At 42.4% G+C, this 13,988-nt stretch carries 4 protein-coding genes; all 4 read left to right on the plus strand.

What is annotated here, in order from left to right; translation table 11 throughout:
• Nucleotide 1 precedes the first annotated feature (1 nt).
• Nucleotides 2-8,023 carry a hypothetical protein gene (locus F8R13_RS11620; RefSeq protein ID WP_152831775.1) on the plus strand — a complete coding sequence of 2,674 codons (8,022 nt, stop codon included), beginning with the start codon at nucleotides 2-4 and terminating at the stop codon, nucleotides 8,021-8,023.
• A 159-nt stretch (nucleotides 8,024-8,182) separates the two neighbouring features.
• The gene (locus F8R13_RS02675) at nucleotides 8,183-8,554 is read left to right on the plus strand and encodes a DUF3302 domain-containing protein (RefSeq protein ID WP_152831776.1); all 372 of its coding nucleotides are present in this window, start codon (nucleotides 8,183-8,185) and stop codon (nucleotides 8,552-8,554) included.
• Nucleotides 8,554-9,510 (plus strand): HlyD family secretion protein, encoded by a 957-nt coding sequence (locus tag F8R13_RS02680; RefSeq protein ID WP_152831777.1) that lies wholly within the window; start codon nucleotides 8,554-8,556, stop codon nucleotides 9,508-9,510. Before F8R13_RS02675 ends, F8R13_RS02680 begins: the two co-directional genes overlap by 1 nt.
• Nucleotides 9,511-9,582: 72 nt before the next feature.
• On the plus strand, nucleotides 9,583-13,986 hold the full coding sequence (locus F8R13_RS02685) for an EAL domain-containing protein (RefSeq protein ID WP_152831778.1): 4,404 nt from the start codon (nucleotides 9,583-9,585) through the stop codon (nucleotides 13,984-13,986).
• The last annotated feature ends 2 nt before the right edge of the window (nucleotides 13,987-13,988 follow it).

Here is a 13,988-nt window from a genome sequence, read left to right on the forward strand (position 1 = left end):
CATGGCAGATACATTAACAACTAAGTTACAAGATTGGCAACAAACTTACTCGAACCTAGGACTGCAAAAAAAAATGGTTGAACGGCAGTTACAGGTAAGAGGAGAAACTTTATCTGAGTCAGACATTAATGCTTTAAATGTTAAATTGGTCGTAATACAACGAGAAATGTATAAACAAGAAAATCTTCTCAATGATTATTACGACCAAACGACTAAGCTTGCGGGTGATGTTCAAAGTCTCAAATCAGGAGATTACAGTCATCTAAATAATCCGAATTTTGCCTACTATCCCGATAAGGTTGGAGAATTAGAGCAAAGTCTTGGAACTTCTTCACAAGAATATCAGAATGCCCTAGAGTTGAAACAAACTCTTAGCTCGAACCCCGTTCATACCACTACAATCAATGGGATATCTTATTCTCCTGATCCAAGCACAGCATTTAGTTCATATGATCTTAATACTTCAGAGGGTTTTCTAAAGTTCGCTAAATCTCAACCGGATACGTTAATAGACCAAGTTGAAGACTTTGCTATAAACATGGTCGGGGCCAAAGGAGTTGAGAAATTAATTGAACAACTACCAAAAGAGTATACAAAGTTTGCAACTCAATTATTTGACTCGATTAATTTAGAAAATCTTGAGGTATCTCCTGCAAAAATACTTCGATTGGCGAAAGAGATAAATACCCCAGATATATTAAACCCAGACCAAAGTAAATTCGATTTTACCGTTTCTCAAGAGCCTGATTTAAAAAAACACGATGTGGAGTTAGATGTAAAGGCCGATAATCATGATGCGATTGAGACTTCTACAAGTTATATCGCTCCAACGGTTAACGGATCCTCTCCCGATGTAAATGAGATTTCTGTTTCAAGTAATCAAACAAACTCAACCAGCAATAATAAGTCTGAAACGCAACAACCGCAGTCCCAACAAGCAACAACTACCTCGCAATCTCAAGCCGAAAACGCTGCATTAGACAAGCAACTAGATGCTGCTAGTGAGCAAGAACAATACAATAACCAGCTTGCAGATGAAAACGCCTTTATAAAAGACTCGCTAGCTTCTATTAATGCCGAAGAAAATACACAGCTTGATGCTCAATTAGATTCAGCTTCTCAAGAAGAAGACTACTTAAATCAACTCGATGAAGAAAATGACTTCATTAAAGAATCACTTGATTCAATCAATGCCGAGGAAAAATCCAATAAAACCATAATGGACGCCTCGTCAACAACATCACAGGGCTTCAAGCAATGGATGAGCCTTACCACCCACGAAGATTGGAATGACGAGCAGTGGGAGCAACAACTGATTGGTTCTGCAATAGATACCACTAGCTTTGCTATAGGAGAGTCATTCACCACAGATGGTATGCAGTGGACAAAGGTTAATGAAGCGTTTAATAACAACTTAGAGGGAGCAGGAACCTCTTTAGTCGCCAGCCAAATTATAAATGAAGGTTTAGGGTTAAAATTTGGCTCTGGATTAGATGGGCAGATTGCTAATGCAGTCACTACCCAAGTAGTGACTAAGACAGTTGATGCTGCTTATCAAGCAATTCAAGCAGGGCAAACATTGAGTGAGTTTGGATCAAGTGTCTCCACCAATATCGGCAACATGTTCTATAACGCCGAAGCGGCCTCTCAAGTATCACAAGCTGGTAACTTAAAGGAACTTGGCAACGTTTCTCAGATAGGAAATCTTGTAGGTGGCATTGTTGGTAGCTACGCTGCCCAACAGGTTTTGAATTCAGGAACTGAAGCGGAAGTTATTGGTTCGGCTATAGGCTCAACAGTGGGAACTATATTAGGTTCTACATTCCTTTGCTTTCTGGGGCCATTAGGTGCTGCGATAGGAAGCTATCTGGGGGCAGCGATAGGCGATACGCTTGGCGAAAAATTCAACGAATACTCTGAAATGGACGTTGGAGAAATCGCACTTGATCTTATCAACCCCATTAGTGCTGTTAACTTGGTTGGCAACTTTGTCTCCGCTGTGTTTGGTATGGACGAAAAGCCACCAGAGCCAGAAGCAGGGGTTACACTTGAGTACAACCCTTACACTGGTGTGTATGAAGTCGTCTCTACTTACGAAAAAAATGGAGGAAAAACGGAAGGAATTGAAGGCGCTTCTCACAGCTTATCCTCCTCTATTCAAGATACTCTCAATCAAATTGCCGGTTCCGGCCAAATCGCAAATCGCTACGACCTCCCTAAAATAGAAGTTGGTTATATTGGTAAGCACCAATATATAAAAGTCAACGGACAAGATGTCGGTAAAATTGATTCACAAGGCATGAAAAACACCATTGGCACCGTGCTCAAAGACACCGTTATCGAAGGTGGCGATACCTATGTGAATCGCATGGTTCATAATGACCAAGTGTCGGCAAGCGATATTCTTAGCTTAGTCAGTAGTGCCAAACATTTAGAAGCCTACGATCAAGATCCCGGCATCAAAATTGCCGTCGACCAGATGATGAGCGCCAATCTGAACGATCTCAACAGCTACAACGCCAATACCGCCGAACTCAATGCGATCAATCAACAGATCAGCGACCTGCAACTAAAACTCCAAGATGAAAAACCGGGTTTTTTAGAACAAAGTGTCTCGACTGCCGAAGTCGGTTCTACGCATAAGCTGACGCCTTACGAACAAGACCAACAACAATTATCTGTCTTACAGAGCAAGCAAGCCCAGTTGCAATCCAATCTCGATGATCTGTTAAATACTGATGCCGCCAACAGGGAGGGCGGGCTGAAACAAGCCATTGAATGGCAAAGCTATTTTAACGACACCCAATCACTCAATCTGCAAAATCCTAGCGCTCTGGACGATGCTACGCGCCTTGAATATGAAATACTCCACCATAACCAGTTGAATGCCAATAACCCGGATCAACAATTCTCTCTGGCACAGAGCGATCTGTCCGATCTTGCCTTTAAACAAGAAAACGGCGAACTCACCATCTACAATCGTCGTGGACAAAGTGCCGACACGCCGTTGGAAGACGTTCCCCACATGATCATCTCAGACTGGAACAACTGGTCAACCACCGACTCTAATATGAACCTCGATTTCACCAATCGGGACACCAACGAACCGGTGGAAATTAAATCCAACCTGCACCAACTGATGGTGCAAATGAACGGTCTTGATAAAAGCCTCAATGGCGAAACACCAGATACAACTCTCACTCTGGACAATGTCGCCGACCAAAACCTGACGGTCAACATCGCCAAAACCGTTGCCAATATGAGCAATGCCTCCGGCATGGAAATGGATGAACAACAAGCGCTGGATAAACAATTCAGCGGCTTCGGCCAGCAAATAGATAGCAAACTTTCAGGGTTGAACGGTGATGATATTTTGTTGACTAACGATGCCACAGCACAAGTCGATGCAGGGTCTGGTGATGACTTGATTGTAGAGTCAGTCGCAGTTACCGACAATATAGGTGGTGCAGGAAGCGACACGGCTAGCTATATATTAAGTGATGAAGGTGTGTCTGTTGACCTAACAACAGGACAAGGCCATGGCGGTTATGCTGAAGGCGACACTTTTGACAGTATAGAAAATGCAGTAGGTTCGCACTATAACGATCAACTCATTGGTAGTGACGACGATAACACCCTATCCGGCTTAGAAGGAAATGACCTTTTATCTGGTGGTGCCGGTAACGATATCCTGCTGGGTGGTGAAGGTGATGATGTTCTTGATGGAGGTGCAGGTAAAGATCATATTGATGGTGGTTGTGGAACGGATACACTGACCTTCTCAGATCAAGAAGCCGATGGCGTACATGTTTCTCTTAACCAGACGTCCGTAAACGGAGGTGAAGCGGATGGCTTTGCCAACGATGGAAAAAATAGCGACAGCCTAGGGGGCTTAGAAAACGTACTGGGTACAGATGGCAATGACCGAGTGGTTGGTAATGAAGCTAATAATACATTGGTTGGAAAAGCCGGTGATGACCGATTAGATGGAATGGAAGGAGACGACATTCTTTCTGGTGGGGAAGGTGATGATATTCTCTCCGGTGGAAGCGGAAACGACACGCTTTATGGTGATGCCGGAGATGATATTCTGATCGGTGGTGAAGGTGACGACACCCTTTATGCAGGAGAAGGTTCCGATACACTAATAGGTGGGCAAGGAAACGATACTGCCATTTTACAGGGTTCAGTAGAAGACTATGCTCTGTTAAACACTATCAATGGTTCAGTGACTCTGCAAGGACCTGATAACGAAATCACCAGGCTTGACGGTATTGAACAGGTTGCCTTCCAGCAAGAAGATGGTACAGCTGTTGTAACCGACATGGACACCTTGCTTGAACGACTAGCACAAATCGACAAAGAAGCCCGTGAAGAGCAGGAAGATGGAGGCGGAGTACGTACAGGTATAAATGCTGCTGCATCCGCAGCCTTTGCAACCTCAATGGTCGCAGCCCTGAGTGCTCAGGCGCAAGAGCTATCTAATAGTGAGCAGGTGTCTGAACAACAAAATCAATTGTTTGAAGATAATACACTATTTCAAACAGAAAGCTCTGGCTTAGAAAATACCACGTCAACTAGTCAGCAGATTGACCAGATGAATGCATTATTAGGCACAGAAGAAGCTTATGAGCCAGTAAACAATCAAATTAGTCAAACGGTCGCGACAACGAGTGCTACAAATACGACTGCCACGGCGTCGACTGAAGTAACTGGTGATGGAGTTGCGGCTGATACGGATACTGTATCTACAGCTCAAATTGGAGTTGAGACAGAAGCAAGCAGTGTTGAGGGGCAAGCGGGCAGTAGTGTAACACCTTCTTCAAGTTCTGAAGAACAAGGCCAATCGGTAGTAGATGCTCAAACTAACACTGATGCCGTTAGTCAAGATACATCGTTAGACTTAGATAATACGGCTTCAGGCTCAGATGTAATAACTCCTTTTTTGGTACCTTTGTTGACTGTACAGCCAGCTACGACGTTAGAAGATAACAGCGTGTCTTTGGTCATCAATCTTACGGGGCAAAACCCCAATGATGAAACCTTAGAAGTCTATATTGATGGCGTGCCGTCTGGGGCTAAGCTATCTGCTGGAACTTTATTGAACGATGGACGTTATCTGCTTCAACCAAAAGAGCTTTCTGGGTTGATATTTTACCCAGCAGAAAATAGTGGTGTTGATGTTTCATTAGACGTTACGGTATTGGCTAAGTCTATCTCAACAGGTTTTGCCCAAAGTAGCAGGGCTACTTTACCTGTACATGTTGAACCAGTTGTTGATCAACCGATTCTTGATGCGAATGCTCAATTACCGATCGAAAACGTTGTTTTAGGGGGTGTGGTCAATGGTTCTGGAGTTTATGCAGGATCTCGTGGTAGCGATACAATCCAAACCGGTGACGAAGACGATACTATCTATGGAAACACCTATACACATTATCCTCTAACGTTAACGACAGGGTTAACGGATCTTGATGGCTCAGAGTCTCTTACCACTAGACTGGTTGGGTTGCCAACAGGCACGGTTATTTTGGATAGTAACAATATTCCGTTGAATGTTAAAAATGGGCAATATTTAACGGATTTTGATGTGCAGTCATACCTACCAGTCAGCATTGCTGTGCCAACGGATACTGGAGCTTTTAGTTTTGATGTTGTGACGAAAAGCGAAGAGGCTCTTAATGGTGATGAAACTGAAGTTTCAAAAACATTATCGCTGAATACTTTTGATCAAACTATTGGCGGTGACACGATTATGGCCGGCGGTGGAAATGATGAAGTTCATGCCTCTATTGGTAATGATGTTGTTAAAGGTGAGCTAGGTGATGACACTCTCTATGGTAACAAGGGCAATGACACGCTTTACGGTGATGCTGGCAATGATTTAGTTTACGGTGAAGATGGTAATGATTCATTGGTTGGTGGAGCGGGTAACAACAAACTTTATGGTGGGGCAGGTAATGACACGCTTTATACAGAAGGTTCGGATAGTGTTCTGGATGGTGGAGATGGTGAAGATACGTTGGCGTTGTCCGCTACTCAAGCCAGTCAGGACTTGAGTGGAATTAAAGATATTGAACATATACAGTTAAACGATAATGTTCAAGAACTGAAGTTCCAAGGTGAAATGGATGAGAGCCTTTTTATTGGACAGCAAACAGGTGCAAGTCACAAGGTTAAATTAATCGGCACAGGTACTGGAAGCGAAAATGTATTGAAGCTTGATATAGGGTTACAAGACTTCTTAACTCAACTTCATTCAGGCAGTAGCGCCTACCAACTAACCAAAAATGCAAATGGCAATGATGAGTTGGTATACGAAGGTAAATACTATGAGCTTGAAGATGTAGCTAGATTACAGTTTAGTTCAGGATATCAAGGGACGGATAGCTTGTACTTGGATAGCAGGAATAATAATCCCTTCATACTGGATACCGACGCTGCGGCATCCGGCAACTATTATGAAGATGGCACGTCTGGTTTTCAGAACAATAACACTTTTAACATGATTGACTTATCAGGAGTGCTTAAGTCCAAAGTCTACGATATTGAAGATGGTACAAACGTAAATGTGACAAACTTTTCTGGAAACCATCTGGACACCAACTATGGGAACGGTGCTTTTTATGCAGAGCATAACTACAACGGAAAAATAGATTTTAGTTATTCAATACAAGATTCAAATGGCGGTAGCACTTCAAATAGTACCTATATAAACCTACAAAGTGTCGATGATGCACCCATCATTGATGTTACTACTCAAGATTATATTAGAAAATATACCGCAGGTTTTGATCCTTCAGATACGTCATATACGATGTATAACTTCAATATTATTGACCCAGATACAAGCTGGGAAAATATGCAAATACATGTTGACATAGCATCAGGCGGTGCTACCAAATTAAAGAGCCATTTATCGGCCAACAAAGAATATGTTTCAGGGTTAATTGGATATGACGAATTTAACGATGAATTTGACTACAATCATCAGAATTATTGGGTAACTGCAACCGATCAATCTAATAATACATATACAGCGCAAGGTCAACTTGATTATATTCGATATGGTTACAACCACAACTATGTAGAATATGATGACAATTATCAGCCCACGTATGTTTCCGATTATATTGGAGTAAATATGTACAGTGCACAAACAGCGCTTAACTTCATCACAAGTGGTGGTGTTCCAGTAAGTAGGGTTAATGATGTTGATACTTGGAATAACACCAAAAATTCAAGATCTTTGTATGATTTTTCTTTTAATTATCTATTTAATGGTGAATTTAAATTTGGCGTGCAAGGCTATCATGATAAAGGAAATCTGGGGTCGGCTACACCTGTCATTTTAGATTTAAATGAAAACGGTTTTGACCTAGGCTCTCAAGTTGACTTTGATTTTGATGCCGATGGTCAACAAGAAACAGGGAACTGGCTAAATGACTCCGGCGATGCGATTCTCGCCTATGACTGGAATCATGATGGTCTGGTAAACGATGCATCAGAAATTGCATTTTCTGAATATGATCCAAACGCCAAAACAGACCTAGAAGGTTTGGCACTAGCGTTTGATAGCAACCATGATGGTGTTTTTGATGCTCAAGATGAAAAATGGAAAGACTTTGGTTTATGGAAGGACGCTAATCTAAATGGTCAAACAGAGGAAGGAGAGTTTGTTTCCATGGAGCAAGCGGGGATTTCTTCTATTCAGCTAACGTCAGATCATCAGCAAGAAGACGGTAATGGATACACCATATTCGGTAAAGGAGCCTTTACCTATCAAGATGGCTCTGAAGGAAGTTTCGCTGACGTTGCACTAAGTTATGAAAAACCTGCTGCTTCAGTATCAGGTGAACCACAGCAAGCAACAGATAGTGTGAACCAAGATCAGTTAGATGCTCAGTTGAATCAATTAGTGAGTGCAATGGCATCAAACGCGTTGTCAGCCAACGAAGACGTGCCTTTGCCTGTTGAAGAAACGCAAAACCACGATGAGTTGCTGGATACTGCTCATGCTTGATGTGTTGGGAAATAGAGTCCGCGTTAGCGCCGGCTCTATTCGATTCATTGGCACCAATTCTTTGACAATCCTTTTGTCTTAATACGTAAAACTCCAATAAGTTAATGACTCACACCAGAATTACGCTAGAATAAATTCAATCGATTTTAGGAGGCGTTTATGCTGGATTACTTTGCGTTGTTTATGCTGTTTTTTGTTGGCATTACTTTGTTCTACGGCATCATTGCCATTCATGACATTCCCTATGAAATCGCAAAACGTCGCAATCACCCTCAGCAGGATGCAATTCACGTAGCTGGCTGGATCAGTTTATTTACCTTACACCTTCTTTGGCCTTTTTTATGGATATGGGCAACCTTGTATCGAGAAGATAGAGGGTGGGGCTTTTCTCAAAATGGCTCGTCTCAAGGTGCGAAAACCGAACACCTCATTAACTTGGAAAAACAAGTTGCTGATTTACAAGCTGAATTAACTATTCTGAAAGAGCAATTGCGTCACGAACGTCAGGTTTCGCAAGAAGGAGATCAATAATGGATATGTTATTGATTGCGACCTATGTGGCTATTGCGGTAGCGGTTTTCAAGATATTTAAAATCCCTCTTAATAAATGGACGGTGCCAACAGCCTTTTTGGGGGGCGTTCTTTTGATTGGGGGTTTGTTGACGCTGATGAACTATAGCCATCCGTATTCATCGCAGGCAAGAGAGTATTTTTATACGACGCCGATTTCACCATCAGTTAAGGGGCGCGTGGTTGAGGTGTATGCTAAGGCAAACCAGTTCATGAAGCAGGGTACGCCTTTGTTTAAATTGGATTCCGAGCCTTATGAAGATAAGGTAAAAGAGCTTGAGGCAAAGTTGATTGTTGCGAAGAAAAACCAAAAACGAGCGCAGGAAATGATGCGTAAAGGGCTTGGTAGACAATTTTCAGTAGATGAAACAACCGCGACTGTGGACTCTTTGACTGGTGCACTGAAAAAAGCGCAGTTTGATTTGGCACAAACAACGGTCTATGCGCCAACAGATGGTTATGTTTCTCAGCTGTTTTTAAAACCAGGAATGTATGCAGTGCCAATGCCGCTAAGACCGGTAATGGTGTTTGTAAACGCTGATGCACATTTGTTGGTCGCCTGGTTCAGACAGAACAGCATGATGAGGCTGCAGCCAGGGTTTGATGCCGAAGTGGCTTTTGATGGCTTACCGGGAGAAGTTTTTAAAGGAAAAGTGTCGCATGTCTTGCGTGTTTTGGCGGAAGGTCAGCTTCAGGCGAATGGTTATTTGCTGTCGGATACCAATCATCGTCCAGGGTTGATACCGGTGCAAATCACCATTACGGATCCTCGTTTTGAAAAGTACAAGGACAGGGTGTTAGGCGGGGCTTATGGGCAGGCCGCAGTCTATTCTGATCATTTTCATCATTTGTCAGTCATTCGCAAAGTTTTATTACGCATGAGCTCTTGGATGAATTATGTATTTCCGATGCATTAGCAAGTGTTTTGCTGGTAATGCCGAATGATTAAGCGTTAAACTGTTGTCAGTTATATAGAAAATAAAAGAGCAATGACGAAACGTAATAACTTTTTAGCTCGTGTAAAAAATACAATGCAGCGTCAGAATATCTGGTTGGTTTTTTTGCTGTTGTTTTTGATGGTGCCTGCGTTGGCAATCACGATTATCAAAAACCATGGTCCGGAAATGGAAGACCAGTCTTTTAATAATCTATTTTCCGTTGCCGAATTAAGAGCTTATCAAGTACAAAATTGGTTGGAAGAGCAGAACAAAGTAGCTAACGTTGTTTCAAGCAATAATGTCCTAATGGACTATGTCCAACAGCTTTCCAAAAAACCTGACGATGAAACGGTAAAAAATAATATTTTGGCGTTGTTTGGGGCGTTGAAAGAATTTTATGGTTATGAGTCTATCGAGCTTGTTTCGCCTGATAGAAAGCTGTTGTTAAAGCTGGAAGATGGCGATAACAATCATTTAAATAATGCTGGCATAGCTGAACTGTTAAGCAAAAGCATTAAAAATATGCGTCTTGTCCGAAGTGATATTTTGCAAGATAAGGATGGTACTTTTGACATCTGTGCTGTTGTTCCTTTAATTCACACGATTGACGGCAAATCGTCTGTTGTCGCGCTTGTAGCGTTATTTTCTGACTTGTCTCACCATCTTTTTTCCCATATCCAAAAATGGCCTACCGTCAGTGCTACAAGTGAAAGCTTATTGGTTCGCAAAGAGGGAAGTCATATCGACTATCTTTCGCCACTCAAGTTTGCTGGCGAGACACTTTTTTCTCAGCAGAAGTTTTCGGTCAATGACCAGAATATCGTGTCTGCGATTGCATTAAGATCAGGTGTTGCCGGTAAAACAAAAGGCATAGATTATCGTGGCAAGGCTGTCATAGCCGCTTATTATCCAATAAAGGGTACAAATTGGATGGTGGTGTCTAAAGTGGATGTTAAAGAAGCACATGCATCTTTAGACGACTTGGTTTTCTGGATTAGTGTAGTTTCGTTCATTGCCTTATTGATTATCGCAGTTGCATTTTGGGTGGTTTTATCCAAGCAAAGGCATCTTGATAATTATCGACTGCTAGCGCAAAAAACTGAAAACGAGCGCGTACTACAACAGTTTTATGACTTACCGTTTATTGGGATGGCAATTTTATCTGCTGAAGATTTGCGTTGGACACGCTTTAATCAGCGCTTTAAGTTGATGTTAGGTTACTCCGATGAGGAACTGACCGCGTTATCCTTTTTTGATTTATTGCCTTATGGAGAAGTAGCTCACTTTAAACAGCGTTTTGAGGCGGTGGCCAGTCATAAATTGGATGGGTTTACTCAAGAAACGCGTTTTGTAGGTGGGAATCAAGACTTGGTTTACGTGATTGCCAGTGTTCAGTGTACTCGCCGTACCAATGGTGATGTTCAGCACTTTTTGCTGACTGTCCAGGATATGACCGAGATTAAGCAGCTTGGTGATCGTTACCTAGAGCGTCAAAATCATTTGAACATATTGATTAACACCATCCCCGATTTGATTTGGCTTAAAGATATTAACGGTGTTTACTTAAGTTGTAACTCCCGCTTTGAATCTCTGTATGGCGTGAAAGAAAATGACATTGTCGGAAAAACGGACTATGACTTTGTTGACAAGGAGGTAGCAGATTCCTTTAGGGAACATGATAACAAAGCGATGCAAGCAGGTCGTTCAACAGAAAATGAGGAATGGCTAACTTTGGCAGAGGATGGTTATAGAGGATTGTTCTCGACAGTTAAAACGCCCGTGCTTGATAGCCGAGGACGTGTAATTGGCGTACTTGGCGTTGCCCGAGATATCACCAAACGTAAAGAAGACGAGCTTAGGTTGGAAAGGCTTGCAAAAATCCACTCTGCGTTGAGCCAAACCAATGAAGCCATTATCCAGTGTCATACCGAACAGGGGTTATATGACAGAGTATGTGAGGTTATCGTTAATAATGGCGATATGAAAATGGCTTGGATAGGCAAGCTGGATAATGCTTCTGGGTTTGTTAAGCCTGTTGCTCGATCAGGCATAAACTCTGACTATCTCCAAGGGCTTGAAATATCTGTGAAGGACGAAGAGCTAAAAGGTCCAGCGGCAATAGCGATTACGACAAATATGCCTTATTGGTGCCAAGATTTTGAACAAGATGTAAATACCGCTCATTGGCACGAACGAGCACGTAAATTCGGTTGGAAGTCTTCGGCCTCCATTCCTTTGACGCAACGATCAAAAGTGGTTTCGACCTTAAATATCTACTCGGATGTGGTGAATGCGTTTGATGAGGAAATGCAGAATCTATTGTTGGAAATGGGAGCTGACATCAGTTTTGCCCTTTCTTCCTATGTCGCGGAAGAAGAGCGCGAGACAATCGAGCATGAGCGGCAGGAAGCGCTGGAGCGCTTACAAAAGTTAGCAGGGCGTCTGCCGGGCGTGATTTATCAATACCAACTCTTCAAGGACGGCCAAAGCTGCTTCCCATTTGCAAGTGATGCAATTGAACGCATTTATCATGTAAAAGCTGAAGATGTCGTGAAAGATGCGAGCTCTGTATTCAAAATCATTCACCCAGAAGATATAGAAATGGTTTCTCTTTCAATACAGGAGTCGGCGGAGAATCTCTCCCCTTGGCAGTTAGAGTATCGAGTGAAGTTTGATGATGGTGAAGTACGCTGGCTATCGGGTAATGCAGTACCTCAAAAACAAGATGATGACTCGATTCTTTGGCATGGTTTTATCACCGATATAACAGAACGAAGAAAAACCGAAGAGCAAATTGAGATGGCTTCCAAGGTGTTCGAGCAAAGCCGGGAAGGCATTATGATTACCGACGCGAACCAGAAGCTACTGATGGTCAATGACGCATTTAGCGAGATCACAGGCTATTCTAGGGAAGAAGTGTTGGGCAAAACGGCAAGTGTCCTTTCTTCAGGTAAGCATACAAATGAGTTTTACGAACAAATGTGGCGCCAGATTAGAGAAGAAGGTCATTGGCAAGGTGAAATCTGGAACAAACATAAGTCTGGACGTTTTTATCCTGAATGGTTGTCAATCAGCCAAGGTAAGGATAAGCATGGAGAGGTAATGCAATATATCGGTGTGTTTACCGATATGTCGAAAATAAAAGAGTCAGAAGAGCACATTCATCGACTGGAACACTTTGACAGCCTTACGAATTTGGTCAATAGAGAGTCACTGATCAAAAGGCTTACCAAGGAAATCGGTTTGGCAGAAGGGACACATAAAAATATAGCTGTTTTGTTCATTGACTTGGATCACTTTAAGAATATCAACGATACCCTAGGGCATTATGTCGGTGACAAGCTGCTGATGGAAGTTGGGCGACGTATATCAATGCTTTTACAGCCGGATGATCAGCTAGGTCGACAAGGTGGGGATGAGTTTATTGCAGTGATGCCTGACGCTGATGAAAATGAGGCCGCTCATATGGCAGAAAAAATATTGAAATCTGTCGCGTCGGAAATGTTGTTGGAAAATCTGAACCTAAAAATTACGCCATCGGTGGGAATTGCCATTTATCCTCAGGATGGTTCGGATGCCGGCAGCTTGTTGAAAAACGCTGATACTGCAATGTATCAAGCTAAAAATGATGGTCGCAATACCTACCGATTCTTTACCGCAGAGATGCAAAAGCATGCGGCTAAAACCATGTCGATTGAAAGCGCCTTGAGAACGGCACTAGCAAGAAACGAATTTGAAATGTATTACCAACCTCAGGTTTGTGCGCATACGCATGAGGTGGTGGGTGCTGAAGCATTGATTCGTTGGAATAACCCCGATTTAGGTAAAATTTCTCCAGCCGAATTTATTCCTGTTGCGGAACAAAGCGGGCAAATTCTTGAGATTAGCAACTGGGTCATGGAAACTGCTATTGAACAAATAAAAGAATGGCAGGAACAAGGTTTACCGTTTGTAAATATTGCCGTGAACCTATCTGCAGCGCAATTCCGTGACGAAGCGCTACCAAGTCAAATTATTGGTCTACTGAACAAACACACTGTTGAGCCATCTTGCTTGACGGTCGAGTTGACTGAGACGCTTGCGATGTCTGACCCTTATTCAGCCGTAAAAATTATGGACAAATTAACCGCTCATGGAATCAAAATAGCCATTGATGATTTTGGTACGGGTTATTCGTCACTGAGTTACCTCAAAAAGTTTAAAGCCACCAAGCTAAAACTCGATCAGTCTTTTGTTCAAGATGTTGCGGTTGATGCCGATGATCGATCAATTATTGTCGGGATGATCAGCCTTGCACAAAGCCTAGGGTTAAAAACCATTGCCGAAGGGGTTGAGACGCAAGAGCAATTAAGCTTCTTGGAAGAAAAAGGTTGTGATGAAATTCAGGGGTATTATTTTAGTAAACCCATACCATCAAAAGAGTTTGCGCAATTTATTTCAGAACGTAAAAACTGAGC

The organism is Hydrogenovibrio sp. JE_KL2, assembly GCF_009296185.1.
Classification (GTDB): Bacteria; Pseudomonadota; Gammaproteobacteria; order Thiomicrospirales; family Thiomicrospiraceae; genus Hydrogenovibrio.